Origin of the sequence: Thermococcus indicus, assembly GCF_006274605.1 — an archaeon.
Lineage (GTDB): Archaea > Methanobacteriota_B > Thermococci > Thermococcales > Thermococcaceae > Thermococcus > Thermococcus indicus.
Window position 1 is genome coordinate 1,640,860 of record NZ_CP040846.1, and the last position, 25,829, is coordinate 1,666,688.

Here is a 25,829-nt window from a genome sequence, read left to right on the forward strand (position 1 = left end):
ATTCAGTCCTCCCAAAAGTCTTCGTCATCGTAGTCCTCATCGGGGCCCTCGTAGTTCTCCCCGAAATCGCCCGGCTCCCCTTCAAGGGCCTCGTAGTAGGCCGTGCTCTCGAGTTCGAGGTCCTTCTTTCTGCGCTCGAGGTACTTGTAAACGACGCCGTGCGGGGAGCCCCTGGCGAGCTTCTCTATGGCGGTCTTGGCAACCTCGACCTGGATCGGGTTGCCGATTATCGCGACGGTCTTTCCGTAAACGCTCACATCCGCACCGCTCATTTCCTCGATTATCTCGCGCGTCCTTCCCTTTCTTCCGATTATCCTCCCCCTGACACGGGGAAGGGCGTTCTTATCGTTGCCGATTATCACGTCCGTCAGGTTGACGACCTCAAGAACCTCCCCCTCGTTGAAGAGCCGGAACGCCCTTTCGGGGGAAAAGCCCCTGCCTATGGCCATCACCACGTCGCGCGCCTTCCAGACGGCCAGGGGGTCGTCGGTCTTCCCGGTGGCGGTTATGAAGACCTCGCCGGTCTCGCTGTCCACCTCTATTCTGGTTCCGGTCCTCTCCTCTATCTCCCTCTTGGTCTGTCCCTTTCTGCCTATGACGACCGCAACCCTGTCGCGGGGGATTCTTATGAACTCCTCCTGCTCGCCCTCCGCGGCGTAGGTTATCTCCTCATCGCGACCGCCCCTGGTGGGCCGGCCGTCCTTGTCTATCCGCTCATATTTCCTCAGCAGTCTCTCAAACTCATCCATGCTCTCACCCTCTAAACCCCAACCAGCTCACGGAACTTATCGTCGAAATCATCAACATCAACGCCTTTCCTTCCAAAGTAGTTTATGACGTTCCTGAGGTCGCGTTTAAGCAGCTCCACGCTCATCCTGTTCCTCCTCACCGTCGCCTGCGACCAGTCTATCACAACGGGCCTCTCGTGGAGCAGTATGTTGTACTCGCTCAGGTCGCCGTGCACCATGTCCCCGCGCTTCCAGAGCCTCTCGATGACGCCCATCGTGAAGTCGTAAAGCTCCTCAAAGTCCGAAGGCTCGAGCGAACGCTCAACGTCCTTGATACGGGGTGCGGGGAGCTCGTCTCCGATGAACTCCATCACGAGGACGTTGTTGCGGAAGATAACCGGCTCGGGAACGCGAACCGCATATTTTATCGCCCGCCTGAGGTTCTTAAACTCCCTGCGGGTCCATACGAAGACCAGCTTGCGCATATCCTTGGGCAGGTATCCGACACGCGGGTCCGCCGCGAGGTACTCCCATATGCGCCGGAACTCGGTCGTGTACGTGCGGTATATCTTGATGGCTATCCTGTTCCCCTCGGCGTCCACGCCGGCAAAGACGTTCGCTTCTTTGCCCGTGCTGATGACGCCGTGGAGGGCCTCGATCTTTCCCCTCCTGTGGAGGTAGGCGAGGGTTTCCTTGGTGGTTCTGTCGAATACCTCGTTGGCTATCTTGTAGAGGTCGCTGTCCTTCTCCCGCCTCTCCCGGAGGCCCAGCATCCCCTCGATTTCGCGTTCTATTGCATCCTCGCGCATTCCCCATCACTCTGCCGGCGGGTGGAATTTTAGAAGAAGCGGGCTCAGAACAGGAGCTCGCCACCGCTGAGGAATTCCTGACTTATCTTGCCCCTTCTCAGGAGCCAGTCCACCTGGGTTCTGGTGTAGCGGTAGACTATGTCCCCGCGCTCCTCGGTCTGGACCTCCCAGGGCTGGACTATGACGACGTCGCCCACGCGCATCCACATGCGCCTCTTGAGCTTGCCCGGTATCCTGCACCTTCTGATCTTCCCGTCGGAGCACCTCACGTCCATCCATCCTGACCCAAGGGCCTGCTCGATTACACCGAACAGCTGTCCTTCCTTCGGGAGGGGAACGCGGATGACCTCGTCACCCTGAACCTGCCTGTTCTTTTTCTTCCCCCCACTTCTTCCGCCTCTTCCTCTGTGGTACGCCATGATCATCACCTCCAGCGAATAGACCCGAGCCCTTATAAACCTGAGCCTTGCAAAAATTTTCTAACGAGAGTACAGGCATGTGCTTTTAAAATTTTTGCACAAATCCAGGAAGGTGCAAAAACCCTGCCCTCCCATTACCCACCTCTGTCCAGTAGAGGCACATGAAGGTTTAAAAACGCACCGCTTAAACTGGAGTCTGGAGATGACCATGGAGGCAATAACCGCCGAGAGCCTCACGATACGCTACGACGGAAAACCCGCCGTGGAGGGGGTAGACTTCACCCTCGAGGATGGCGAGACGCTTCTCCTCCTCGGCCCCAACGGTGCAGGTAAGACGACCCTGCTCAAGGCAATCGCCTGCTTCCACAGGGACTACTCCGGACGGCTGGAGGTCTTCGGTAGAGAGCCCTGCGAGGCGAAGGAGCTCATAGGCTACGTCCCCCAGAGCCACAGCCTCAACGAGAGGGTTCCCCTCACCGCCCTTGAGGTCGTTGCGATGGGCGGTGTCTACCGCCGCGGCTTCGTCCACTTCAAGCTCCCGCCGGAGACGATGGAGAAGGCGGGGGAAGTCCTCGGCTTCGTCGGGCTCGCTGAGGTGGGCGACAGGCTCTTCAGCGAGCTGAGCGGCGGTCAGAAGCAGCGCGTCCTCCTCGCAAGGGCCCTGATGAGCGACCCCAAACTGCTCCTCCTCGACGAGCCGCTCTCAGCCCTGGACCCCAGCGCAAGGGTGGATGTCGCCAGCGTTCTGGCCAAGATAAAGCGCGAGAGACGGGTGACGATGGTCATCACAACCCACGACATCAACCCCCTAATCGAGGTCGGGGACAGAATCATGCTCCTCAACAGACGCCTGATAGCCTTCGGAAGGCCGGAGGAGGTTCTTCAGGACCCGATAATCAAATCCGTATACGGCCCGCTGGCAAGGGTCATACCCGTTGAGGGCAAGCTCTTCTGCATAACCGGCGACGTCCACCTGCACAGGCATGGGGGTGGCGGGCGGTGATTCCGGAGTATCTGATCAGGGCCCTCCTCGCCAGCGTCATGGTAAGCGTCCTGCTCGGCATGCTCAGTCCGCTCATCAACACGAAGGGGCTGGCCTTTCTAACCCACGCCCTCTTCCACTCCCTGCTGTTCGGTGCGGTCCTTGGAATGATACTCGGCCTGCTGTTCGAGAACCTCTCCCTGGTTATGCTCGTTGCACTCATCGTCACCGTCATCGTCGTGCTCACGATAGCGGAGCTTGAGAAGCTCGGGTTCTCCCCCGACTCCGCCGTTGGAATAGTGGCCAGCTTTGTCGCCGGCCTCACGGTCCTCGGCTTTGGCGTGCTCTACAAGGTGATGGCAACCAGACCATACTTCCCGCTCGGCGAGAGCATAGTCTCCTACCTCACGGGGGACATCTTTCTGATAACCCTCGACGACCTCACGGTCCTCGTTCTCGGAGGCGCCCTTCTTTTCTTCGTCGTCCTCTTCCTGTACCGCGATTTCCTCTACCTCAGCTTTGACCCCGAGGGCATGGAGAGCTACGGGGGCAACGCGAGGGCCTACCTCATGATCCTCTACGTCCTCGTCGGTGCCATCGGCGCCCTCATCGTCCAAACCGTCGGCCTCATAACCCTCCAGGTGGTGGCCGTTCTTCCGGGCGCGATAGCGCTGATGGTCAGCAACGACCTGCGCAAGGTCATCGGGGCCAGCCTGTTCCTCACCCTGGGAGTCCAGGTGTCCTCCGTGATCCTCGCCTACTTTACCGACATACCCCCCAGCGGCCTGGCGACGATAATGCTCGGCGTCATCTACGGCGCTCTGCTCTTCAGGAGGTGAAACCTTGAAGCTCGCTGGAATCGACGAAGCCGGCAGGGGGCCCGTAATCGGCCCCATGGCCATAGCGGCGGTTGTTGTGGATGAACAGAACGTTCCAAAGCTCGAGGAGCTCGGGGTTAAGGATTCGAAGAAGCTCACCCCCAAACGGCGTGAGAGGCTGTTCGATGAGATAATCTCTCTGCTGGACGATTACGTGGTTCTGGAGCTTTGGCCGGAGGAGATAGACTCCCGCAGGGGCACTTTAAACGAGTTCGAGGTGGAGAACTTCGTTAAAGCCCTCAACTCGCTCAAGGTGAAGCCCGACGTGATATACATAGACGCCGCCGACGTGAAGGAGGCCCGCTTCGGCGAGGACATCGGAAAGAGGCTGGATTTCAAGGCAGAGATAATAGCGGAGCACAAGGCCGACGACAAGTTTGTGCCGGTCTCAGCGGCCTCGATAATAGCGAAGGTGACCCGCGACAGGGCGATAGAAAAGCTGAAGGAGGAGTACGGCGAGATCGGGAGCGGCTATCCCAGCGACCCGAGGACGAGAAAGTTTCTTGAGGAATATTATAGGGGGCACGGTGATTTCCCGCCGATAGTCAGGCGGAGCTGGAAGACGCTGAAGAAGATAGAGGAGAAGCTGAGGACAGAAATGGAAACGAAGAAACCATCGAGGAGAGGACAGCTCAGCCTTGAGGATTTCATGAAAGACTGACCTCCTCCTGGCTAAGGGCGAGGCTTTCAAAAGAAAAAAGTAACCTTCGTCCCTAATTTTTCCTCTCCAGCAACAGAACCGCCTCAACGTGAGGTGTGTGGGGAAACATATCGACCAGGAGAACATCCTGAACCAGATACGCCCTCCGCAGATAGTTCTCATAGTCCAGTCTGAACGCCTTCGGATTGCAGGAGACGTAAACGATCCTCTCAACACCGCTTCTGACTAAAGGCCTGGACGCATCCCTCAACCCCCTCCGCGGCGGATCAACTATAACCGTACCGTAATCACCGATTGAGGTCTCTTCAGCCCTCCCAACGTGGAACCGGGCGTTTACCCGATTCAACTCGGCGTTTCTGTTGGCCATCTCAACCGCAAATGGGTTCAGCTCCACCCCCTCAACGGCAAAGCCTCTCTTAGCCAGCCAGACCCCGAAGGTTCCAACGCCGGAGTACAGGTCGAGAACTCTCTCACCATCAGCAAAGCCATCGACTGCATTCAGCAGGAGGGCCAATGCGTAGCTGTTGGTCTGGAAGAAACTGTTTGGGTGGATGAGGTACGTCACGTCCCTAATCCTCTCCCGGATGTAGGGCTGGCCGGCCATGAGCCTCGGCTCTCCCCTGGGGTCATCCCTCTCATCTGCCTTGATGCTCCAGTAGAGGGAATCCGCAAAGGAAAAGTAGTCCCCGAAGGCCCGGAGGGCATCTCCTTGTGGCCGAACGTGGGCTACAAGGTTCACCATAACCTCGCCAGTGAATTTCCCCTCCTTGATCTGGAGATAATGGACGTCTCCACGCTTTTTCCTCAGGCTCCATGGACTCAGGCCGCTCTCTTCAAGAAAGCCCCTGAGGGCGTTCAGATACTCGCGCGTCCTCTTTGAGAAGACCGGGCACCCCTCCAAATCAACAACACGAAGGGGGTTCCCGTACTCTTTGAGCCCGATTCCAGAGGTAGTGACGATAAAGTTGCTCACGTTCCGAAAATCCCAGATCCGGGGAGAACCTCTTACATCACTGCTTATTCCCGTTATTCGTTCGAATATTTCAGCTTTAAGCCTCAGCTGATCCCGATATTTCATCCCCTGCCAGAGGCAGCCGCCGCATTCCCCGAAGTGCGGGCAGCTAGGGGTTTGCCTGAGCGGGGAAGAGCCAAGAAGCTCAAAATCGGTGACTATTCTCCTGCCGAAGCGTCTCTTCGCCGAGACAACCCTAACCACATCACCCGGATAGGCAAATGGGACATAGACCTCCCTTTCATTGGCCTCAAGAACCCCTAGTCCATCGCCGCTGATACCCCTTATCTCCCCTCGGATACGCATGGCTGAAAGTCAGCACAGGGGTTTTTATATCCTCCGGAAGCGCCGCTTCCCTCTGGAGGCAGCACAATAGGAATAAGAAACAAAGGAGACCAAATATCCGCCTTCCAAAAACCTCCTCTGAGCGGTTTAAAACTCCGAAGGGTGTCCCCAAACGATAACCCCCAAAATCTGCTTTGCGATAAAGATAACGGGCCCGAGACCGGGCCCGGAATCACTTGAGTATCTCTTCCTTGACCCTCTCGGCTATCTCCCTCATCGCGTCGGCCGCCTTTGAGTCGGGGAAGGCCTCGACGAAGGGCTTGAGCATGCTCATGCTCCTCGGAATGGCCCTGTCGTAGGGTATTTCTCCGAGTATCGGGATTCCCCCGGCTTCAGCCCACTCCCTGAGCTTAGTGAAGCCGGGATTGAAGTCGGCCTTGTTGATGATGAGGTAAGCCGGCTGCCTGAAGTGCTGAACGACCTTGTAGGCCCTCTGCACGTCGCTAAGGGAAGCGGGAGTAGGCTCCGCCACGAGTATCGTTAAATCGGCCCCGCCTATGCTCGCTATGACCTGACAGCCGATTCCGGCGGCGCTGTCTACAATCATGTGCTTCAGGCCGAGCTCGCCCATGAGCTTCTTCGCCCACTCCTTCTCCTCGGTAACGAGCTTTCCGCTGTTGGGCCTGCCGACGTCGAGCTGGGCCGAAATCAGCGGGAAGCCGTAGCGGGTGGTCGTCTTTCTGACGACTCCAGAGCGAACCTCGTCGAGACTTATCGTCCCCGGAACCGGACAGACCAGACCGCAGACGTTGCAGCCCTCACAGGTCAGCTCGCTGACAACGTAGTCGCCGTCTATGACTTTAATGCAGTCGTAGGGGCAGCGCTCCTGGCAGATGCCGCACCTTATGCAGCTCTCCGTGTTTATCCTTGCCACCTTCGCCCCTACCAGCTCCCTCTCCTCCTCCCAGCGCTCCACGCCGAGGAGCAGGTCGAGGTTCGGCGCGTCCGCATCTGCATCAACAGCAACGAACCGGTACTCGTCCTTCAGCAGGTAGAGGAGCGAGGCCGTAACCGTGCTCTTTCCAACGCCTCCCTTGCCGCTCGCTATGACCAGCTGCATCACTCACCACCTCCGAGGAACTCAACGACCCTGGAAGCAATCTCCCTGAAGAGCTCCGCCTCGGGATAATCCGTCAGAACTATAGGCCTCCCCTCAACGTAGCTCCTTATGATGTTCTCGCTGTACGGAATCTCCGCGATTACCTCCGCACCGTACCTCCCGGCAATCTCGCGCACCTTAGCCACGTCGCCGAGGTCCGAGCGGTTCACGACGACCATCGCCGGGATGTCCATCAGCTTCGCAAGTTTTAGAATCAGTTCGCCGTCGTGGATGCCGAGGGGTGTCGGCTCGGTGACGGCTATGATGAGCCTCGAGTCCTCAAGGGCCTTTGAGACGGTGTTGCTCGTCCCCGCGGCGGTGTCAACCATCAAAAGCTCCTTCTCAAGCCCCTGGGCGCGCTTCTTTGCCCTGGAAACTATCGGCATCGCCCTCTCCTCGCCCTCGAGGAGCCTTCCCGTGACGAGCGGGAAGCCGTAGGGGGTCTCCGTAAGGTAGGTGTGCCCCATCAGCTTCTTGCCCGGCAGAATCGCCCCCGGAACCGGGCAGACTATCTCACAGGCGGCGCAGCCGGAGCAGAGATTCGGCATGAGGAATGGCGTCCCGTCGCGCATGGTTATTATTGCATGCTCCTCGCAGACTTCGGCGCACTTCCTGCAGCGGGTGCACTTCTGATAGTCGAAGCGCGGCATGAACAGTTCAACCGGCTCTTCGTTGGCCAGCTCCACGCCGAGGAGGAGGTGGTCGTTCGGAGCCTCGACATCGAGATCCGCCAAGACAAGGTCGTAGCGCTCCCTGAGCGCTATCGCCAGGTTAATTGCGACCGTGGACTTTCCAGTCCCTCCTTTTCCACCGCTCACCGCTATCTGCAAGCTCTCACCTCCAGAATTAGGCTAACCTAAAAGCTTTTAAGCTTTGTGCATACGCTCAAAACGGTGATGCTCATGAGGTGCCTGAAGGTCGCGTTTGGAATGGAGAGCGATGAGACGCTCATAGATGCCCACTACGGGGATTCGGAGTTCTTCGCGATATACGAGGTCTGCGAGGATGGGAGCGTTAAGTTACTCGAAAAGAGACACAACAAGGCCAAGGACTTCGAGGAAGAGGACGATGGCCACGGCGACCCCAGGAAGTTCAAGGCCGTCGTGAGCCAGCTCCTCGACGTTGACGTTCTCGCTGCCTTCAGAATGGGGCCGAACTTTTTGCGCATAAGGGACAAAACCAACAAGGTGGCCTTCTTCACGAGGACGAGGGACTTAAAGCTCGCCCTCCAGAGGCTCATCGAGAACTTCGACGACCTCTGGGAGCAGGTTCAGGCCAAGAAGGCCGAAAAGCCGCCGATAGAGGAGTGAGCTATGAGGTTCCTTGGGATAGTCCCCAAGGTTTCCTTTTTCGCGGTTCCCTACGCGGTTTTGGCCTTCTACTTCAATTCGAGGCTCAACTTCTCTTTTGCCAGGTTTCCGGCCATTGGGGTTATCCTCCTCACTGCAGGCATAGCTCTCTGGCTCCTCTGCTACCGGCAGGTTTCGAGGGCCTACCGAAGGGGCGAGCTGCTCACAACGGGCTGCTACTCCAGAGTCCGCCACTCTATCTACTCAATCTGGGGCTTTCTTATAGTGCCAGGCTTCTCACTTGCCATCGGAGGCTTTATGCTGGGTCTGCCACTCGTCTACTGGCTCGCGCTGGTGAGGTTTATAGGGGAAGAAGAGGAGGCACTTGAGGAGAGGTTCGGCGATGAGTGGCGGGAATACGCGAAAAGAACGGGCAGGTTCCTACCGAGGATTTGAGCTCCTTCCGGTTCACCTCTACGTCCTGACCCACCTGAAAAGGGCGGGCGTTGATTACGCGAAGATGATGGCAAAGATGAGCGGCCTTCCGCTTGAACTCATAACGGATGCAATCGGCGACCTCCTTGAAGTTGGATTAATTGAGAGGGACCCAGGGAGCGCGATAAAAAGGAGCAGGGCGCGCTTCAAGAAGGCCTTCGAGGTGCACAAGCACCACACCTACTACCGCCTCTCCAGAGAGGGTGAGCTCTTCGTCCGTTCAATTGATGGGAAATGGGTGGAGAGGTATTTTAACGCGCTCCTTTCAAACGGGTGGAAGATCGTCGGAGCACTCGCCGAAAGCAGGGATACAAAGGAAGCGGGCAGAAAGGTAAGCATTGACGACGAGACCCTCGAAGAGCTAAGGGTTCTCCGCTTCGTTACGGAAAAGGGCAGGAAGACGGAGTTCTTCAGGCGGCTGTGGAAATTCCTCGGGATTTAAAGCTCGATAACTCTTCCGGTTCTCACTTCCACGAACTTATCGGGATATTTCTTCCGCACGTACACCTTCGCCTCCTCGCCGGAACAGTGGGCAGGGGCTATGAACTCAGTCAGCTCCGACAGCCTGTCGAGGGTCCTAGCCGAAGGACCGTGAAAACCACCGATTACGAGATGTGCTTTCTCATGTCCGGAAACCTCAAGGACCGCCTTAGTGAGCCTGTCAACGCCCGGATGGGAACAGCCAACGATGACGACGAGACCGGAGGACGTTTCCACGCCAACCGCCTGCTCAAGCCCGTTCAATGGTCCTGAAGTCCAGATTCCGGGCCCAATCCCACCGGCCTTCGTGACCTCCCTGATATGGAGCCTCCAATGCGTTCCCCCCACTCCCCTTCCCGGCGGAGCATAGAGAGGAATCCCCGGATTAAGCTCGCCTACGAGAGGTAAACCGCCGTAGTGGTCGTAGTGCCAGTGGCTGAGAACGGCGAAGTCAAGCCCCCTAAGGAAACGCCGAGGAGTTTAGCGTTGTGGAAAAGTATTTCTCCCCTCGTATCTGCATCGAAGAGGAAGCGGCCTTTCCCTTCGACCAGAACGCTCCATCCCCAGTCGTTGAGAAAGCCCTCCGAAGGGGCGTTGTCGTTGAGGACGAGGAGCCGCATAACATCGCCCACCGGTACCTCCAAGGCAGTGTATCGCTGGAAGGGTTTTAAACTTCCCCTGCCAAACAAGTTGGGGAGAGAAAGTGAAGGAAGTAACATACCACGTTATTGGAATCATCCACAGCCCGTTCAAGGAGCCGAAGGGCGTTCCAATACAGCCTTCAGCCGCCAGAGGAGTCAGAGGAACCGTTGAGGTTTTCCCGGAATACTTGCCAGGACTGAAGGACATCGAAGGGTTCTCGCACATCATCCTGATCTACCACTTCCACCTCGCAAAGCCGGGGAGACTTCTCGTTAGGCCCTATATGGATGAAGAGGAACACGGAGTTTTCGCCACCCGCGCCCCCAGCAGGCCGAACCCGATAGGCATCTCGATAGTGAGACTCATAGGCGTTGAGGGCAACGTGCTCCACATCGAAGACGTTGACATCGTTGACGGAACACCGCTGCTTGACATAAAGCCGTACGTGCCGGAGTTCGACATCAGGGACGTTGAGAGAACAGGCTGGCTGGAGCGAAACGTTCACAAGCTCCCAGAGGCCAGAGACGACGGCAGGTTTGCAGGGAAATAACTCAGAAAAGCCCAGAAGAAATAAGGAAGAGCTATCATTTCATAGCCTTCATTATCTCCTCAACATCCTCCGGCGGCTTAGTAAGGAGGCTTACAACTATCGTCGCCAGCAGGGCGAAGGCAAAGGCCGGGACGAGCTCGTAGATGCCGGTGCTTGCCTTGAGGTAGAGCTTCCAGATAATGGTGGTTAGGGTCCCCACGACCATCCCTGCAACAACGCCCCACTTGGTTGTCCTTTTCCAGTAGAGCGAGAGTATCAGTGTCGGGCCGATTGAAGCTCCCAGACCCCCCCATGCGAAGAGCACGAACCAGAATATAATCTCCTTCGCAAAGTACGCCATAATCGCTGCGAGGATTCCTATGACAAAAACGGTTATCCTACTTATCCTCAGGGCCACTTCCTCGGCCAGAGGTTCGCCTTTTCTGATAATCTCCTGGTAGAAGTCCTTGACGATGGTCGAAGAGACAACGAGGAGCTGGGAGTCGGCCGTTGAGAGTATGGCCGCAAAGATTCCGCCCATGAGGATCCCGTATATGACCGGGTTGAAGAACTGGGCGCTGAGGAGCGGATATATCATCTCGGCGCTCTCGTTGGGAAGCGCGGCAACATCAGGGTACATAGCTCTTCCGGCGAGACCTATGAAGACAGCACCCCACGCCATGACAACGTTCCAGAATGTACCGATGACCGTGGACTGCCTAAGCCTATCAGGGTCATCGATAGACATATAACGGACGAGTATGTGGGGCTGGCCCGGTGAGCCAAGACCGATCCCAAGGAAGCCTATGACAACTCCGGCACCGAAAGCCCAGGGATCAACGAGCTTTGGGTCGAGGGCATGGAGCGTGTCAAGAATCATCCCAACACCACCGACGTGGGCCACCGCCACAACGGGAAGAACGGTGAGACCGATTATCATTATCACCGCTCTGATGACATCGTTGTAGGCTACGGCAACGAATCCGCCAAGTACCATGTAGATGACAATCATGAACACCGATATCATCAATCCCCAGAAGATACTGATTCCAAGGGAAGCGCTGAGGGTTTTAGCGCCTGCATTGAACTGGGCTCCGACGTACGAGGTGAGGAAGATGACTATGATTATCGAGACCACCAGGCGGACTATTTTCGCCGTGTCCCTGAAGCGCGCCTCGTAGAAGTCCGGTACCGTTATCACGTTGAACTTCTCGGAGAATCTCCTCATGCGGATACCCATGTAAACGAACTGGAGCATCTCAGCCGTTATGTACCCTACCACCGCCCACACCGCGGCGGTTCCCATCTTGTAGGCCATTCCGCTGACGGCCAGAACGAGCCAGCTCGACCTTCCGGAGGATACGGCAGAGAGGGCAACGGTAATTTTGTCCATTGCCCTACCGCCTACGAAGAAGTCCTCCTCGGTTCTTGTCCTCCGCATCGCATAGAATCCAACGAATATTGGCAACAGCAGGGTAAACAGGAACGCTATAAACGCCGCAGGTTCTTTGAGCATTTCGTAACCAGTGGTCATGCTCTCACCCCCTTGGGGGCGGTTATGTAGTATATCACCACGGAAGCCAGCACTATAAGCACCGGCAGAACCAGCAGTACGAACTTAGTCCATCCGTACATCATACCACCTCCAGCATATAACTCCACCAAATATGCAAATAATGTCAAGGGACGGACATTTAATATGTACAATGAACCTATATAAGCATTATGGTTCATTAAAGGGCACTACTGCCAATTATATGGGAGAAAAATAAAGCCTAATCGCAGTAGTTTTGAAGGAACAATCGCAGTAGGTATTCGATTAGCCTTATCTAACCCACTGAAAAGTCCGAATTCCATTAACAAGGTAAGAGAAATTCAGAATAATTCCGACAAAAACAAAACCCTGCATGCCAAAGTCCGTTTGTCTCAGTTATGATATCGGATTTTTAACAGTAGGAACAAATTGCGATTAGGGTAACCGAAAACTTTAAATGCTGTGCATATGCACAAAATAATAGAACGAAAGTGAGGTGGTTGAGATGAGAATCGCGGTACCCACCAACGGAGGGGGACTCGAGGACACAGTTGCCCCTGTATTTGCCAGAGCACCTGCGTTCCTCATAGCGGACGTTGACGAAAACGGCAACGTCACCAACAGCAAGGTCATCCAGAACGGTGCCGCCATGGCAGGTGGCGGAGCCGGACCAATGGCCGTCCAGACCCTCATCAACGAGGGCGTCGAAGCGGTGATAGCCCCGCAGGTCGGTCCCAACGCCCTTGGGGCCATACAGGCCGCAGGAATAAAGCTCTACCAGGTCGCACCTGGGACTCCAGTTGAGGAGGCCATAAAGGCCGTCGTCAGCGGAAGCGTTGGCCAGTTCACGGCACCAGTGCCGCCGGCTCCAACAGCCCCGACAACGCCGGCTCCCGCATATGGCCCGTACCCGGCGACGCCCACATACCCGGCCTATCCAGCTTACGGCTACGGCTTTGGCCCGGGCAGAGGCTGGGGTCGCGGTGGCGGCTGGGGAAGAGGAAGAGGCTTCGGCCGTGGATGGGGCAGGGGAGGAAGAGGCTGGGGAGCCAGACTCGGCTACTGCCCATGGACCGGCCAGCCCAGCAGGAGAACCCTTCGCTGGCTCTACGGCTGGTGGTGAGCCCTTTCTTTTTACCTTACGGACATGAGCTTTGAGAACGTATCGGAGGAAGGAGAATGCCTAGGGGAATGGGAAGGGGATACGGCAGGCCAGGGTACGGATTTTATCCCTTCGGCGGCATGTACGGCCTAATCGACCTGCTATTCCTAGTGGGGATACTGTATTTCCTTTTCAAGCTATTCGTTGTGGCGTTCCCATACGCTCTGGGTCTCGTGGCACTCCTGATCCTCAGGTCGTTCCTGAGGCCTCGTTTCTGGGGGTGGGGGAGACCATTTTGAGCGTATGCAAACTTTTTTAAGTTCGGTTTTCCTAATTCCTCCGGAGGTGATGTGAATGAGGATCATAGTCTCAACAGTAACCGGCGGTCTCGATGACAGGGTAAACCAGGCTTTTGGGAGGACGCCAACCTTTACGATAGTTGACGTCGAAAACGGGGAAATAACCAACGTTCAGGTCGTCCAGAACCCCGGCTACAGCCAGCCGAGGGGAGCCGGAGTTACCGCGGCGCAGTTCTGCATAGACCAGGGAGCAAAGGTTGTTATAGCCGGTCAGTTCGGACCAAACTCCTCCGGAGTACTCCAGGCCGCAGGCATAAGGATGGTCTCGGCCCCGGCTACGATGAGGGTTAGGGAAGCGGTCGAAGCCTTCCTGAGGGGCGAGCTCACCCAGGCCGTTTTCGGCCCCGAAGGAGGAGCCGGCGGAGGAATGGGAAGAGGTATGGGACGCGGCATGGGAAGAGGCAGAGGTATGGGCCGTGGAATGGGCGGCGGCCGCGGTGGAGGAAGGGGTGGCTGGTGAGCCACTATTCTTTTCTCCTCTACACGCTTTCAGCATTCAATGGACTCGTCGAAGGGTAAATTCTGGTTGATTCTGACTCAGGAGAGACCGAAACCTTAAAATACTTCACCGTGGAAAAACCAACGGTGATCCCATGCGCGGTCCTTTTCCCGACCAAGTTACCCTCAAGAGGTCAGACGCCCTCGCCCGTGAAAGAGAGGAGAGGTTCCTGCACGAGAGCAAGGAACTCAGGAAGTATTCAACCCTTGAAACCGTGATAGTCATCATCCTTGGAATACTCGCTCTGGGGTTTGCAGTTTTCATTCTGAAAAACTACCTGTAAGTGTAGTTCGCAGACCATGCGCCCGATAAACATCCACATGAGACAGATAACGGGCGGGCAGGGAATGCAGAGGTACTTCTTTTGGTTTCTCCTTGCCTCGCTCTCCGTATTCTTCGCCGAGGTGACGGTGGCTTCGTACCTCTACCCATACTTCACGCCATGGGGAATAATCTCCCTCCTCCCGCTCTACGGCCTCCACACACTGGTTCTCGCGGGAGTCGTCTACCGCTTTGGAAAGCCCAGGTTCGAGACCCTATACTTGGCAGGGATACTCTTTGGCCTCTACGAGGCGTACATAACCAAAGTGGTGTGGAACCCGGAGTGGGGCCCCTTTCTCAAGATAGGTGGCGTCGGAATCTTCGAGGTTCTCGTCGTGGTGCTCTTCTGGCACCCGTTCATGTCGTTCATAATCCCGGTTGGAGTCGCGGAGCTCCTGACTTCGGGAAGGAAGATTCTCCCGGATATCGTGCTCAGACATCCGTACATCACTGCTGCACTCCTCGGCATCGTCGAATCTTCAAACGCTCCTACCCCGCTCCATTCGTTCCTATCCACGTTCTCCTCCTCGGCGTTCCTGATCATACTAACCTACCTGTGGCTGGAGCGTTTTAAAGGCAGGAGCCAGGATATGAGGAGACTCCTTCCAGCATCGAAGGAGCTAAAAACTCTGTTCATCGCCCTCGTAGCATACTATATCATCTTTGGCTCCCTGCTGAGAAGGGAAGCCCTCCCTGAGGTCTCCGCCCAGGTTCCGATCTGGTTGATTTATGCGGCCACGTTTTCCCTGCTGTACCGCGCCCTCAAAAAGTCGCAGAGGGAAGAGTATGCAGCTCCGATAGGATGCCGGCTCGAGCTTAGGAGGCTGACAACATTGGCCGGGATTTTCACCCTGTTCGCGGTCATATTTACATCGATCAAGACGTTCGTAGTGCCCCAGCTCGGCGCTGCTACCATCATGACCCTCTGGGCCCTTGGTAGCGTTATCGCGGTCGTGAGTCTTGGGAAGGCCGCCAGATGGGCGCTTACCCCGTAAAGGCACGGGAGGTTTTTATACGATGCCCCCAAGAATAATGCTGGGGTGATTTCAGTGGCCGTTATGAGGCTCTGGCATGGAAGGGTACCGATCGAAAAGGCGGACGAGTACGAAAAGTTCCTCGTCGAAAGGGCGGTTCCGGACTACGGCTCCGTTAAGGGCCTTCTAAAGCTCTACTTCACGAGGAAAGACGAAGGCGATGTTGCCCACTTCCTCCTCGTCACGATATGGGATTCAATGGAGTCGATCAAGAGGTTCGCCGGTGAGAACCCCGAGATAGCGAAGTATTACCCCGAGGACGACGACTTTCTGCTGGAGAAGGAGAAGTACGTCCAGCACTACAGGATCTTCTACGAAGGGTGAAGCTAATGAAAAGGAGCCAGCTGTGGGCTGGCATTCTTTCTCCTCCAATTGCCCTCGGCGGGATAGGTGTGGCAATCCTGATTAACCGCTCCTGGTGGAGACTCACGGACAACGCGATAAGCGACCTGGGAAAGGTCGGTCTTCCGTACAACTGGGTAATGAACGTTCCGCTGTTCGTATCCGCGGCTCTCGCCATCTATTATGCGAGTGGCCTCTTCGAGGAGTTTAAAAATCCCGTCTTCAACCTTGGAATCGGCGTTTTCATTCTTGGACTGGCCTTTCTGGCTGGAATAGCGGTCTTTCCGGAGGGAACTTGGCCACACTACCACGTCAGCTGGGGCTTCTTCCTGGCCGGGAGCCTCGGATACCTGATAGCCGGAGTGGGTCTGTGGCTCGAAGGTCTGAAGAAATTTGGAGCCTTCACAGGCCTGCTCTTCACCGCAGAAGTTCTCCTCGCGAGGTGGGCATTTAAGACCTTCAATGGCGTTGCGATTGCCGAGTTCGTTGGAATCTTCGCCATGATGACATGGCATTACGCGCTGCTGTGGGGCGTAGTCCGGCCAAAAAGGTTAGGAAAGGCTTAGAGGCTCGCCTCATCCCACAGCGCCAGTCCGTTCTCCTGAGGCTTCCTTTCAAGCAGCTCTCCAAGGAGCTCCTGCATGAAGACCTCCGCCACGAAGACCTCACCCTCAATGAGGTGCCCGCCGTAGAGCATGCCGTCGGAGTCGCCCAGGGCAACGTGGATGTGGGCGAAAGGCTCCCCGTCCTTAACGCTTATGTTACCCGCGAGGGAGACCAGCTCATAGGTGCCGGTCAGCTCAATGACCTTGTACTCACCAGCATCCTCATCGAAGTAGCCTATTTTCGGGTTCTTCAGACTCCCGATGGCACTGACAGTCCCGATCAGGACGTTGTTTCTCCTTGCGAATTCGTTTATGAACTTCAGGAGCTCCTCCCCCTCGGGAACCCTGAACAGGAAGTTCCTGCCCCTCGAGAACCTCACGGTACTCACCTCAAAGCTAATAAGCCTCCCGGGATTTAACGGTTTGGGTGAAAGGAATGGAGACCAAAAAGGCAATAATGCACGTCTTCCCGGAGATTCCGGAATTCGGTGAAGTTGACTTCTCCCAGTACTCAACACCCTACGCGACGGTGCTGATGGCCTTCCTCGAGAGCGGGAAAAACGGCTTAAGGGAATTCGAGGAGTTCGTTGAGGAAAACGGCGGAACAAAGGCCGACGTTGGAAAGTTTCTCATCTCAATATTCCAGTATCTCCTCATCAGGTACCGCCGCTACGGAGACGAAAAGGTTGAGGTGCCGGCGTTTAAGGTCTTCCTGACCCTTAAAGGCTGGCTCAACGAAAACGGCTTCGAGAACGATTACAGGCAGCTCCTCCATTCGTTCGTCGGCTACCTCGTGGATATAGCGGGGAAGATTGCGGAGAGCTCCGACTGCGAGCTGGGTCCAGCATACATGAAAACGGCCTACCTGCTAACGGTCGAGGCGGAAGAAACCTTCGGAGAGGAGTATTTCGGCGAACTCAAGAAGAAGGCAGGGGAAATGCTTGCAAAGGTCTACAAGAACTGCGGAATTGATGAGGGGCTCCCCGAAAAAAGGGAGAAGGGCTGTTAAGCCTTTCCCTCCTCAATTTGCTTCTTAAAGTAGGCGTACATGGCGTCGTATAGGTAGAACTCCTTCTCGAGGGTCTCGTGGTCATCCTTGCATATCATCCTATACCCCCTCGCGAGTATATCGAGGGCCACCGCCAGGGGCTGGGGGTTCTCGACGTGGGTGTCGGCCTCCCGAACTATCTCTGCAATCTTCAGAATGGCCGGGTCGGTTATGTTGTACTTCTCAACGAAAGCATCGAAGGAGCATTTCCCGTCGTGATGGCCGAGCTCAACCCCTTTAAAATCAAAGGGTATTCCCTCGGTGATGGTCGCAGGGTCGGTGTCGCGGGGCACGAAGATAAACTCCGCATCCGGGTCTATGAAACGCTTTATAAGCCAGGGGCACGCCACACGGTCAACGTGGACGTGTTCACGGGTCACCCACTTCATAAAATCGCCTCGGAGAAAAGTCGACGTCTTTCTATTTACGGGTTTCCTTTCCACCATGTTTCGAAAATAAGACAAACACAAAAAGGGGCTAAAGGTCATCTCTCGAGGGTTACCTCCGCGTAGCTACGCGGGTCTTCCCAGATTTTCACACGGATTTTCTTTACGTTGTCCCCGGCCTTCTCCGCTATCCTCTCCGCGAACCACTCCGCTATGTACTCTGCGGTGACGTTCGGTTTGTCGAGGATTACTGCCTCATCCCGAGGCAGTTCTAGGCGTTTTCCATTCTTTTCAATGACAACAAAGTCCTCTTTTCTCTCCACAATCCAGCTCTCGCTCACCAGGATCCTGTGGTCGAGGAGCTTGATAAGCCTGCTGAGGTGGTTGAAGTCGAATATCATGCCGTTCTCATTAAGGTCACCCCATATCTCGACGTCCACATTGTAAGTGTGTCCGTGTATCCTGAGGCACTTGCTCTCGTAGGGCAAGGCAAGGAAATGCGAGCTGTCGAAGTCCTTGTGCCATCCTATCTTCCTCTCGGTCACGTGAAATCCCATGTCTCTCACCACCCGGAAGTTAGGGGAAGGGAGTTATAACCATTACTGGGGGGAAAGCCTATAAACCCCAAGGCTCAAAGGTCTTTGATAGCCATGCCGATGGGAATGGGACCCGGCTGGGGCCGCGGAAGGGGAAGGAGAAGGAAGCTGAGGATGATAGGATTCGTTCCGGAGGTTAGGCATTTCTATCCCGCGTTGCCTCCGATGGGCCAGCCAAAGCCTCCGATTTTCATGACCTACGAGGAATTCGAAGCTCTCAGGCTGGTGGATCACGAGGGGCTGACACAGGAGGAAGCCGGAAAGAGGATGGGAGTTTCCCGCGGCACCGTGTGGAGAGCACTCAGCTCGGCCAGGAAAAAAGTCGCCCAGATGCTGGTGGAGGGACGGGAACTCGTAATCCTGCCTCAGGGAAATGAGGTTCCAAAAAACCTCATTGAAAAGGAATGACTGTCCTCTTTTCTAACCACCGGATGGTGTTATAGCCTGTTTTTGTCCGACGGGGTTTCTTGGCCGTTTATTCTTTTTTAGGGTTGCCTAATTTTTGTGCGGAGTTCATCTCTCAAATTTTTGGGTGAATTCTTACTTTTTAAAAAAGTTGTTGGAAGTACTTGTTTTTATGTTTTAGTAGATACACTATAAAAAATTGTTGAAATTAAGATAACACAAAATAAAAATCCCAAAATTTTCAAAAATTATAATATTACAATTTTAAAAATTAGCAACCTCAAAAAATCTACTCCCTAAAAAAGTAAAATCTCAAAAGATGAACACATTCATACAGCCCAAACGGGTTCGGACCCGTTCATGCAGCGTTTGTTAAAAATATACGGGAGCAGGCTCCCGCACGGTACAGTCAAACTACGTGGCCCTGCTCAGATCACATCCGCCGATACGCGGATAGTATTGCCTCCGCTAGCCCAGGGGAAGTGCCCTCAATTGCCCGCACATCGATAACGAAGGCCTTAGCTAGCCCCGCATTCCCATCTCCCCGCACAAGCCTCTCGGGATATCCCGCCTCCTTCAGGACATGCTTCTCCATACTGGTGAGAGCTTTAACCGGTATGACAAATTCAATGTGCTTGTTCTGTAGTTCTCTCTGAAGAACGGGCCGACCGAATCACGCGGGGAAGAGGCACGCTCAAGCTTCGCGAGGATTATCTCCTCAGCCAGCGGTCCTAGGCACTTGTATCCATAGCCGGAGTACTTGAGAGTTTTGGCATCTTTCATTCGTTGGACACCTCCGGGATACAAAAGCGGTGAAGTATTCCCAACGAGGCCGTATTCATGAGGGTCTTTATATGGGTATCCCCACAATCCAAAATCTCAAGCCCACGAGCCGGCACACCGGTACAGACACGGGCATAGCTACCCGCCCCCTCACTGTCACGCCCTTGTTAGTATTACTACTTTATTTAATTTTCCTATAATGTGCCTTATATCCAAAACTTGTGAACATATAAGAACATCAAAATGAGCAGAAACCGAGTGCCGAGGGACAAACTGCACGGGGGCCCATTACATGCTCAAAGTTTTATGAGTTTATGTTTCAGCTAACTGCCGCCAGCGCCATCCACTAATTCCACGGCGGATTGAAGTGACCCCCACGGAGGTAGTGCCGGAGACGTCAAGAACTCTTAATTTGCACCTGATTCACCGGAGACAGAGCTACAGCTGGCATGAACTACAAATAAGATTATAATGATGTATGGAGCATAATTGAACAACAACACAAGCTAAGCATATATAGCCGCAACCAAATTATTACCTCAACAGAATATTGAGGGCACAACTATAGACACCCTCTTCGAATTGGAGAAATTTTATTGACAAGGTCGGGCTTCTACAGACCAAAAATTGGTTACAATTAAAGGTAGTGTCAATCCAGTCGTGAATGCTACTGCTACTGTCTCTGAGTCCACTGGTGGGGACAAAGTCAATCGTCGGTATATGTCAGTCGCACATCTTGCCCTATCTAAGACTATTGTGGAAATTACGCTAAGAAAAAGTTAAAAATCCAAATTTTTTAATATTTTAACAAGTAATTTTTAGGTTGAACAAATAAGAATTAAACGCACAATATAGTTTAGGTGCAAATATCAACCAAATAAAGAACATAAAAATTACTATAATTAAACGTAATAATTAGCCCAAAAATTTGAGAGATAAATTCGACGATGATGACGGGCAACAAAGACGATGAAGAGAATAAAAAGCAAGGAATCAAAGCCTCACAGCACTTCTTTTCGTTCTTTCGCCTCTATCCACGCGATTACATTATCGACTATCTGTGGGGCCATCCCTATGTAGTTCTCCGGCTTCAGACTGTCGAGATCGTCCTCATCTAGGAACCTTCTCACGTCTTTGTTTTCCCTGACAACCTCGATTAGATCTCTGTTCTCCTCGAACGCTTTCATGGCAAGCCCTCTAACGAGTTCATGTGCCTCCTGCCTTCCCATGCCCTTCTCAGTTAACTTCAGCATCAGCGGCTCGGCCATGATGAGGTTGTTGGTCATATAGAGGTTCCTCTCAATATTCTCTGGGAAGAACTCCAGCCCGGAAAGGACCTTCTTCATGCTCTTGAGCATCTCGTCAAGCAGGAGGAAGCTCTCCGGAAGGATGACGCGCTCAACGGAGGAGTTCGTGAGGTCTCTCTCGTGCCAGAGGGGGTTGTTCAGCAACGCGGGAACCACATTTGAATAGAGAACCCTCGCCAGACCGCTCACCTTTTCGCTCCTTATGGGATTTCTTTTGTGGGGCATTGTTGAAGAGCCAACCTGTTTCCTCCCAAAGGGCTCGCTGATCTCAAGTATCTCCGTCCTCTGAAGGTTCCTTATCTCCAGGGCAATCTTATCAAGGGTCGAGGCGATGAGAGCGAGAACCATCATGAGTTCCGCATAGACGTCGCGCTGGATTATCTGGTTGCTTATCCTGGCTGGCTTTAGACCAAGGTCTTTCATAACTAGACGCTGTATCTCAAGGCCCTTATCCACAAAGCTTGCCATCGTCCCAACGGCGCCGCTGATCTGGCCGACCAAAACCCTTTCCTTTATCTCTTCTATCCTGTCTATGTGCCTCTGTATCTCGTCGAGCCATATCGCGAACTTCATGCCGTAGGTGGTCGGCACCGCGTGCTGGCCGTGAGTCCTGCCTATGCAGACGGTGTACTTGTGTTCCCCAGCGAGGTTCTTGAGGATCGAGCGCAGCTCTTTGAGGTCGTTCTCCACTATGGCGAGGCTTTCTTTTATGAGGAGGGCGTTGGCCGTGTCTATTATATCGTTGGAGGTCGCCCCCAGGTGGACGTACTTTCCATGCTCCCCGCAGACCTCGCTCAATGCTTTAACAACGGCCATTATATCGTGGTGTATCTCGGCCTCTATCTCCTTGACGCGGTCGAGCTTCACCCACTTCGTGTTAGCCCTTTCGGAGATAACCCGTGCGCTCTCCTCGGGCATGTTTCCGACCTTTGCATGGGCCCTTGCCAGAGCCGCCTCGACGTCGAGAAGCTTTTGAAGCTTGTTCTCCTCGTCCCAGATGCGCCTCATTTCCTCGCTCCCGTAGCGGTAATCAATCGGATGAACGGCCATATTATCACCAACCATATGGCAATTTCCGGACCTTAAAACCTTTCGCTTAACATAAATTTGCAGGAACATGGTTGGTCATTTGATTCGCTCATCGGAGCCACAGGAGTGTTCAATAACGCTATTAAACGACCGAAAAGTATTTAACCGGAACCCAACGATAGCCTAACGACAAAACTTCCGGAGGTGCCAGAAATGGCTGAGGAGCACGTCGTCTACATTGGAAAGAAGCCGGTTATGAACTACGTCCTCGCTGTGATAACCCAGTTCAACGAGGGCGCCAAGGAGGTCAGCGTCAAGGCTCGCGGTAGGGCCATCAGCAGGGCCGTCGATGTCGCCGAGATCGTCAGGAACAGGTTCCTCCCAGAGGTCAGGGTCAAGGAGATCAGGATCGGCACCGAGGAGCTCCCGACCGCCGACGGCAGGACCGCCAACACCTCGACCATCGAGATCGTTATGGAGAAGCCGTGAATTTGACCCCCTTTCCTTTTCCTTCGGAGCTCTTCTGACGCTTCAAACTGGCTTGAAGCTGTGAAAAGCTTTAATACGTCCTCACCGTATTCTCCCCAGGTGGCGCCGTTTGGACTATGAGACGATAGACATACACGACGAAAGGGCCAAGGAGCTCGCTCAGATTCTGATGAACGACAAAGCGATAGCCATCCTGCATCTTGTGGAAGATCGGGCGCTGTCAATAAGCGAGATATCCCGCGAGCTGAACCTCCCCATCTCCACGGTCTCATACCACATAGACAAAATGCTCAAGGTCGGCCTCATCGAGGTGGCGGGGAAAAAGTACGGGAAGAGACTCCAGGAGGTCAAGCTCTACCGCGCCTCCAACAGGCCCATACTTCTCGTACCTCGCCGGAACATTGCAAAGGTGAGGAAGAAAGCTGTCATGAGCTTTGAGAAGCTGCACGTTATAAGCCTGGGCCTCGCCGGGCTGGTAGCGGCCGGTGTATACGCCGCGGCGCGGAACGTACTCGCCCCAGTGAATTCCAGCGGCACAACCGAGTCAATCACGAAGTCTGCGGCGGACAACGTCTCGATGATGATGGCATCCGAAAGGGCCGCCGTTCCATCGGCAACGAACACGAGTACCGAATCCGTGCTCCATGCGATTCACTCCACGGTGCCCCGTTCCGGCCTTGAAGCCCATGCAACGGCCGTCCAGGTGGGCTTGGCCATTGCTGTGTTCATCTTAACGTTTCTCCTGATTTCGTACATTATGAAGCGCAGGAGTTGAAGAAAAGGTTTTTAAGTTTCTTCTCCAACCCCCGTTGGCGAGGTGATAAGATGGCACCTAGGATAGCCGTGGGACAAGTGGTTAAAAGGAAGGCAGTCATCGTCAAGCCGGACGACACCGTCCACAGGGTCGCCAAGATTCTCTCGAAGAACAAGGTAGGGAGTGCCGTCGTGGTTAAAGACGACGAGATCGTTGGAATAATAACCGACCGCGATATACTCGACAAGGTCGTCGCGAAGGGAAGGGACCCCAAGACGGTCAAGGTCAAGGAAGTCATGACGGAGAACCCGATAACCATCGAGGACGACTACGAGGTCCAGGACGCGATCGACAAGATGATGGACAAGGGCATCAGAAGGCTCCTCGTTACCCGGCTCGGAAGGCCGATAGGCTTCGTCACCGCGGCAGACCTTCTCGCTGCGCTCAACACGTACAACAGTGAGAGTGAAGAGGAGACCAGCGAGGAGACCGAGGTCTACGGCATCTGCGAGCTCTGCGGTCAGTACGGCCCGCTCTACAAGGTCTACATCGAGGGCGGCGAGAAGTGGATATGCGAGAGCTGCAAGGACAGCCTCAATCTCTGACCCCCTTCAGTTCTTTCATAACTTCGTCCATTACCTCAGCGAAGGCTCTGTTTCTGTTCTCGACGCTCAGCGTGTAGAGCTTTCCAAGGGGGCGGAACTTATCGGCCATCTTTCTGTGGACGACGGCCAGGAGAGGCTTCTCAGATTTCAAAACCTCGCCAACAACGCGGATGAACTCGTCGCTCTTGTACTCCATCGGACCGATTTCGTCTATGACTATCAGGTCGGCCTCAACCAGGGCGCGTTTTATCGCCGAAACGCCGACGCGGTTTATTTCGTCAACGTGGACGACGTACTTCCCGAAAGGAACGCCCGGGAGGTGCGAGGTCCCCCTAAGGCTGGCCAGAGTTCCTTCTTCGCCGGTGTCGAGGGCCGTAATCCTGAATCCCACGCGCCTTCCTCCCCTCCGCACTTCCCTCGTTATCATTCCGCCGACGAGGTAGCCCCAGCGGTCGGCCTCCCTAGCAACCCTCTCCACCAGCGTTGTCTTTCCGACTCCCGCCGGACCGGTAACGAATATCCTCAGCGTCATTCCAATCACCGAAGGAGATTTAAGCTCCTCCCTTAAACCCTTTGGGGTGGTGGTAAATGGAGATAAGGTACAGACCGGAGGAACTAACGAGGCTCCCGAGGAGCGTGGAATACGAAAAAGGAAAAGTCATCATGATCGACCAGACCCTTCTCCCGGGGGAGTTCAAGACGATTGAGCTGAGAACCGTTGATGAAGTCGCCGAAGCGATAATCACGATGAAGGTTCGCGGTGCCCCGGCGATAGGTGCAGCTGCTGCTTTTGGCCTGGCCCTCTACGCGGACACGGCGAAGGCTAAAACCAAGGACGAGTTCATGGACGGCTTTTACAGTGCATACGACAGGCTGAAGAACACCCGGCCAACCGCCGTGAACCTCTTCTGGGCGCTCAACAGGATTAAGAAGCTGGTAGAGGAGAACCTTGAGAGTCCGCTCGACGAGATTAAGCGCATGATTGTCGCCGAGGCACAGAGGATAGCGGACGAGGACGTCGAGGCCAACCTCAGGATGGGCCACTACGGTGCCGAGGCTCTCCCGGAGGGGAACGTTCTAACACACTGCAACGCTGGCAGCTTAGCCACCGTTCAGCTCGGAACAGTTGGGGCAGTCCTGAGGGTCATGCACCGCGATGGGAACCTCAAGCTCCTCTGGGTGGACGAGACGAGACCGGTTCTTCAGGGCGCGAGGCTTTCAGCGTGGGAGTACCACTACGACGGCATCCCGCTGAAGTTAATAGCGGACAACATGGCGGGCTTTGTCATGCAGCAGGGAAAAGTTGACGCGATAATAGTCGGTGCCGACAGGATAGTGGCCAACGGTGACTTCGCCAACAAGATAGGTACTTATACCCTCGCGGTTCTCGCGAAGGAGCATGGAATACCGTTCTTCACCGTCGCGCCGCTGTCAACGATTGACATGAGCCTGAGGAGCGGGAAGGAGATACCCATCGAGGAAAGGAAGCCGGAGGAGGTCCTCACCTGCGGCGGCTGTAAAATAGCTCCTGACGTGGACGTCTACAACCCGGCCTTTGATGTCACGCCACACAAGTACCTGACGGGCATAATAACCGACAGGGGCATTGTTTATCCGCCGTTTGAGAGGAATTTGAAGAGGCTGTTCAAGGAAGAACCGTAAAACCCTCTTTTTCCGCGGCGTTTTTCAATTTTTCATCGAATGTGACAAAAACTGAAACTTCGTCTTTAATCTTCAGCGCGGAAGCCAGCTGGAGAGAATCAAGTGTTTTAAGTCCATGCTTAAGGACAAAGGACGTCGCAAGGCTTATGGTCTCGCTTGAGATTGTAACGACTACGTAGTTTTCAAGGTCGGAGTAGAACCTTTCAAGGACCCATTCAAGCTTTCGTTTCGTGAGTTCCCCACTGAGAAACCGCCTGTTTAGCGCCGACGTCATCTCGAGTATGGCCAGCTCAGAAATAGCAACAACGTAATTTTCCATGAGCTCGTTAACGATGGAACTACCGCGTTCGATATGGTAATGCTTCACCAAGGCACTTGTGTCAAAAAACGCTACCTCCACTCTTCATCCCTCTCCCGGAGGATGTCATCGCTAAGCTCGCCCTTAATGGATTTCAAAATATCCCTGACTTCATCGATGGGAGGGGCCTTTTTCAGGAACCTCCTCAGGTGGGGATAGGTTATCATGAGCTGAACGCGCCTCGCCGAAAGGGGCATGGCATCACCACTTAATGCTTGGTTATCAACCAATAAAACGTTTTCC

General features: G+C 54.6%; 35 protein-coding genes and 1 pseudogene. 20 read left to right on the plus strand and 16 right to left on the minus strand.

Features of this window, described 5'->3' with window-relative positions; genetic code table 11:
- Positions 1-2: 2 nt before the first annotated feature.
- From FH039_RS08890 to eif1A, 3 genes are read right to left on the minus strand one after another with little or no spacing between them, the layout of a single operon-like run.
- Entirely contained in the window at positions 3-749 is a 747-nt protein-coding gene (locus FH039_RS08890) for a KH domain-containing protein (protein WP_139681026.1), read from the minus strand.
- Between the two features lie 11 nt (positions 750-760).
- Complete coding sequence (locus tag FH039_RS08895; protein WP_139681027.1) at positions 761-1,537, minus strand: serine protein kinase RIO; 777 nt, start codon at positions 1,535-1,537, stop codon at positions 761-763.
- A gap of 44 nt (positions 1,538-1,581) precedes the next feature.
- The gene (gene eif1A, locus FH039_RS08900) at positions 1,582-1,956 is read right to left on the minus strand and encodes a translation initiation factor eIF-1A (RefSeq protein WP_139681784.1); all 375 of its coding nucleotides are present in this window, start codon (positions 1,954-1,956) and stop codon (positions 1,582-1,584) included.
- Positions 1,957-2,164: 208 nt separating this feature from the next.
- Here eif1A and FH039_RS08905 point away from each other — a divergent pair, with 208 nt between their 5' ends.
- The 3 genes from FH039_RS08905 to rnhB are packed head-to-tail and all read left to right on the plus strand — an operon-like array spanning position 2,165 to position 4,477.
- Positions 2,165-2,959 carry a metal ABC transporter ATP-binding protein gene (locus FH039_RS08905; protein ID WP_139681785.1) on the plus strand — a complete coding sequence of 265 codons (795 nt, stop codon included), beginning with the start codon at positions 2,165-2,167 and terminating at the stop codon, positions 2,957-2,959.
- Positions 2,956-3,777: a metal ABC transporter permease gene (locus FH039_RS08910; RefSeq protein WP_139681028.1), complete on the plus strand. Its 822-nt coding sequence runs from the start codon at positions 2,956-2,958 to the stop codon at positions 3,775-3,777. The genes FH039_RS08905 and FH039_RS08910 overlap by 4 nt, the downstream gene beginning before the upstream one ends.
- Before the next feature lie 4 nt (positions 3,778-3,781).
- On the plus strand, positions 3,782-4,477 hold the full coding sequence (gene rnhB, locus FH039_RS08915; RefSeq protein ID WP_139681029.1) for a ribonuclease HII: 696 nt from the start codon (positions 3,782-3,784) through the stop codon (positions 4,475-4,477).
- A 52-nt stretch (positions 4,478-4,529) separates the two neighbouring features.
- Here rnhB and rlmD read toward each other — a convergent pair whose 3' ends face one another.
- From rlmD to FH039_RS08930, 3 genes are all read right to left on the minus strand, one after another.
- Positions 4,530-5,795, minus strand: coding sequence for a 23S rRNA (uracil(1939)-C(5))-methyltransferase RlmD (gene rlmD, locus FH039_RS08920; RefSeq protein ID WP_139681030.1), 1,266 nt, complete (start codon positions 5,793-5,795; stop codon positions 4,530-4,532).
- 211 nt (positions 5,796-6,006) lie between these two features.
- The gene (locus tag FH039_RS08925; protein ID WP_139681031.1) at positions 6,007-6,894 is read right to left on the minus strand and encodes a nucleotide-binding protein; all 888 of its coding nucleotides are present in this window, start codon (positions 6,892-6,894) and stop codon (positions 6,007-6,009) included.
- Complete coding sequence (locus tag FH039_RS08930; RefSeq protein ID WP_139681032.1) at positions 6,894-7,763, minus strand: nucleotide-binding protein; 870 nt, start codon at positions 7,761-7,763, stop codon at positions 6,894-6,896. The genes FH039_RS08925 and FH039_RS08930 overlap by 1 nt, the downstream gene beginning before the upstream one ends.
- Positions 7,764-7,835: 72 nt before the next feature.
- Between FH039_RS08930 and FH039_RS08935 the strand changes: the two genes are divergently transcribed.
- The 3 genes from FH039_RS08935 to FH039_RS08945 are packed head-to-tail and all read left to right on the plus strand — an operon-like array spanning position 7,836 to position 9,159.
- Positions 7,836-8,243 carry a NifB/NifX family molybdenum-iron cluster-binding protein gene (locus FH039_RS08935; RefSeq protein ID WP_139681786.1) on the plus strand — a complete coding sequence of 136 codons (408 nt, stop codon included), beginning with the start codon at positions 7,836-7,838 and terminating at the stop codon, positions 8,241-8,243.
- A 3-nt stretch (positions 8,244-8,246) separates the two neighbouring features.
- Positions 8,247-8,678: a methyltransferase family protein gene (locus tag FH039_RS08940; RefSeq protein ID WP_139681033.1), complete on the plus strand. Its 432-nt coding sequence runs from the start codon at positions 8,247-8,249 to the stop codon at positions 8,676-8,678.
- The gene (locus tag FH039_RS08945; RefSeq protein WP_139681034.1) at positions 8,626-9,159 is read left to right on the plus strand and encodes a DUF2250 domain-containing protein; all 534 of its coding nucleotides are present in this window, start codon (positions 8,626-8,628) and stop codon (positions 9,157-9,159) included. The genes FH039_RS08940 and FH039_RS08945 overlap by 53 nt, the downstream gene beginning before the upstream one ends.
- Here FH039_RS08945 and FH039_RS08950 read toward each other — a convergent pair.
- A pseudogene (locus FH039_RS08950) lies at positions 9,156-9,817 on the minus strand (MBL fold metallo-hydrolase). The gene FH039_RS08945 and the pseudogene FH039_RS08950 overlap by 4 nt on opposite strands.
- An 83-nt stretch (positions 9,818-9,900) precedes the next feature.
- Here FH039_RS08950 and tsaA point away from each other — a divergent pair.
- Entirely contained in the window at positions 9,901-10,389 is a 489-nt protein-coding gene (tsaA, locus tag FH039_RS08955) for a tRNA (N6-threonylcarbamoyladenosine(37)-N6)-methyltransferase TrmO (protein WP_139681035.1), read from the plus strand.
- A gap of 34 nt (positions 10,390-10,423) precedes the next feature.
- On the opposite strand, the gene FH039_RS08960 is transcribed toward tsaA, so the two are convergent.
- On the minus strand, positions 10,424-11,902 hold the full coding sequence (locus FH039_RS08960; RefSeq protein ID WP_139681036.1) for a sodium/proline symporter: 1,479 nt from the start codon (positions 11,900-11,902) through the stop codon (positions 10,424-10,426).
- A gap of 505 nt (positions 11,903-12,407) precedes the next feature.
- On the opposite strand from FH039_RS08960, the gene FH039_RS08965 reads away from it, so the two are divergent.
- The 7 genes from FH039_RS08965 (at position 12,408) to FH039_RS08995 (ending at position 16,125) form a co-directional block, all read left to right on the plus strand.
- The gene (locus FH039_RS08965; RefSeq protein ID WP_139681037.1) at positions 12,408-13,025 is read left to right on the plus strand and encodes a NifB/NifX family molybdenum-iron cluster-binding protein; all 618 of its coding nucleotides are present in this window, start codon (positions 12,408-12,410) and stop codon (positions 13,023-13,025) included.
- 56 nt (positions 13,026-13,081) lie between these two features.
- Positions 13,082-13,303, plus strand: coding sequence for a hypothetical protein (locus FH039_RS08970; RefSeq protein WP_139681038.1), 222 nt, complete (start codon positions 13,082-13,084; stop codon positions 13,301-13,303).
- A 55-nt stretch (positions 13,304-13,358) separates the two neighbouring features.
- Positions 13,359-13,823 (plus strand): NifB/NifX family molybdenum-iron cluster-binding protein, encoded by a 465-nt coding sequence (locus FH039_RS08975; protein ID WP_139681039.1) that lies wholly within the window; start codon positions 13,359-13,361, stop codon positions 13,821-13,823.
- Positions 13,824-13,956: 133 nt separating this feature from the next.
- Complete coding sequence (locus FH039_RS08980) at positions 13,957-14,145, plus strand: hypothetical protein (protein WP_139681040.1); 189 nt, start codon at positions 13,957-13,959, stop codon at positions 14,143-14,145.
- Positions 14,146-14,161: 16 nt separating this feature from the next.
- Positions 14,162-15,178: a hypothetical protein gene (locus FH039_RS08985; protein ID WP_139681041.1), complete on the plus strand. Its 1,017-nt coding sequence runs from the start codon at positions 14,162-14,164 to the stop codon at positions 15,176-15,178.
- 63 nt (positions 15,179-15,241) lie between these two features.
- A complete protein-coding gene (locus FH039_RS08990; protein WP_240703310.1) occupies positions 15,242-15,541 on the plus strand; it encodes a nuclear hormone receptor family protein in 300 nt (99 codons plus the stop codon).
- 5 nt (positions 15,542-15,546) lie between these two features.
- The gene (locus tag FH039_RS08995; RefSeq protein ID WP_139681043.1) at positions 15,547-16,125 is read left to right on the plus strand and encodes a DUF998 domain-containing protein; all 579 of its coding nucleotides are present in this window, start codon (positions 15,547-15,549) and stop codon (positions 16,123-16,125) included.
- Here the strand turns inward: FH039_RS08995 and FH039_RS09000 are convergent.
- Positions 16,122-16,544, minus strand: a complete 423-nt coding sequence (locus FH039_RS09000; protein ID WP_139681044.1) for a PPC domain-containing DNA-binding protein — start codon at positions 16,542-16,544, stop codon at positions 16,122-16,124. The genes FH039_RS08995 and FH039_RS09000 overlap by 4 nt on opposite strands.
- A gap of 56 nt (positions 16,545-16,600) precedes the next feature.
- On the opposite strand from FH039_RS09000, the gene FH039_RS09005 reads away from it, so the two are divergent.
- Positions 16,601-17,173: a hypothetical protein gene (locus FH039_RS09005; RefSeq protein WP_139681787.1), complete on the plus strand. Its 573-nt coding sequence runs from the start codon at positions 16,601-16,603 to the stop codon at positions 17,171-17,173.
- On the opposite strand, the gene FH039_RS09010 is transcribed toward FH039_RS09005, so the two are convergent.
- The gene (locus FH039_RS09010) at positions 17,170-17,601 is read right to left on the minus strand and encodes a chromate resistance protein ChrB domain-containing protein (RefSeq protein WP_139681045.1); all 432 of its coding nucleotides are present in this window, start codon (positions 17,599-17,601) and stop codon (positions 17,170-17,172) included. The two genes, FH039_RS09005 and FH039_RS09010, sit on opposite strands and share 4 nt — an antisense overlap.
- A 95-nt stretch (positions 17,602-17,696) precedes the next feature.
- The gene (locus FH039_RS09015; RefSeq protein WP_139681788.1) at positions 17,697-18,155 is read right to left on the minus strand and encodes a 6-pyruvoyl trahydropterin synthase family protein; all 459 of its coding nucleotides are present in this window, start codon (positions 18,153-18,155) and stop codon (positions 17,697-17,699) included.
- Between the two features lie 93 nt (positions 18,156-18,248).
- On the opposite strand from FH039_RS09015, the gene FH039_RS09020 reads away from it, so the two are divergent.
- Complete coding sequence (locus FH039_RS09020) at positions 18,249-18,602, plus strand: DUF134 domain-containing protein (protein WP_139681046.1); 354 nt, start codon at positions 18,249-18,251, stop codon at positions 18,600-18,602.
- Between the two features lie 573 nt (positions 18,603-19,175).
- Here the strand turns inward: FH039_RS09020 and FH039_RS09025 are convergent.
- Both FH039_RS09025 and purB read right to left on the minus strand, forming a co-directional pair.
- Complete coding sequence (locus tag FH039_RS09025) at positions 19,176-19,382, minus strand: hypothetical protein (protein ID WP_139681047.1); 207 nt, start codon at positions 19,380-19,382, stop codon at positions 19,176-19,178.
- A gap of 1,001 nt (positions 19,383-20,383) precedes the next feature.
- Complete coding sequence (purB, locus tag FH039_RS09030) at positions 20,384-21,739, minus strand: adenylosuccinate lyase (RefSeq protein ID WP_139681789.1); 1,356 nt, start codon at positions 21,737-21,739, stop codon at positions 20,384-20,386.
- Between the two features lie 192 nt (positions 21,740-21,931).
- On the opposite strand from purB, the gene albA reads away from it, so the two are divergent.
- The 3 genes from albA to FH039_RS09045 all read left to right on the plus strand — a co-directional run bounded on the left by albA (position 21,932) and on the right by FH039_RS09045 (position 23,566).
- Complete coding sequence (gene albA, locus FH039_RS09035) at positions 21,932-22,207, plus strand: DNA-binding protein Alba (RefSeq protein WP_014011661.1); 276 nt, start codon at positions 21,932-21,934, stop codon at positions 22,205-22,207.
- A gap of 109 nt (positions 22,208-22,316) precedes the next feature.
- A complete protein-coding gene (locus tag FH039_RS09040; RefSeq protein WP_139681048.1) occupies positions 22,317-22,982 on the plus strand; it encodes an ArsR/SmtB family transcription factor in 666 nt (221 codons plus the stop codon).
- A 50-nt stretch (positions 22,983-23,032) separates the two neighbouring features.
- Entirely contained in the window at positions 23,033-23,566 is a 534-nt protein-coding gene (locus tag FH039_RS09045) for a CBS domain-containing protein (protein ID WP_139681049.1), read from the plus strand.
- Here FH039_RS09045 and FH039_RS09050 read toward each other — a convergent pair.
- Positions 23,556-24,098, minus strand: coding sequence for an NTPase (locus FH039_RS09050; protein ID WP_139681790.1), 543 nt, complete (start codon positions 24,096-24,098; stop codon positions 23,556-23,558). The two genes, FH039_RS09045 and FH039_RS09050, sit on opposite strands and share 11 nt — an antisense overlap.
- A gap of 56 nt (positions 24,099-24,154) precedes the next feature.
- On the opposite strand from FH039_RS09050, the gene mtnA reads away from it, so the two are divergent.
- Positions 24,155-25,228, plus strand: coding sequence for an S-methyl-5-thioribose-1-phosphate isomerase (mtnA, locus tag FH039_RS09055; protein ID WP_139681050.1), 1,074 nt, complete (start codon positions 24,155-24,157; stop codon positions 25,226-25,228).
- Here the strand turns inward: mtnA and FH039_RS09060 are convergent.
- Together FH039_RS09060 and FH039_RS12185 are read right to left on the minus strand one after the other, a co-directional pair.
- Positions 25,212-25,628 (minus strand): type II toxin-antitoxin system VapC family toxin, encoded by a 417-nt coding sequence (locus FH039_RS09060; RefSeq protein WP_139681051.1) that lies wholly within the window; start codon positions 25,626-25,628, stop codon positions 25,212-25,214. The two genes, mtnA and FH039_RS09060, sit on opposite strands and share 17 nt — an antisense overlap.
- On the minus strand, positions 25,619-25,783 hold the full coding sequence (locus tag FH039_RS12185; protein ID WP_168188396.1) for a hypothetical protein: 165 nt from the start codon (positions 25,781-25,783) through the stop codon (positions 25,619-25,621). Before FH039_RS12185 ends, FH039_RS09060 begins: the two co-directional genes overlap by 10 nt.
- Positions 25,784-25,829 lie beyond the last annotated feature (46 nt).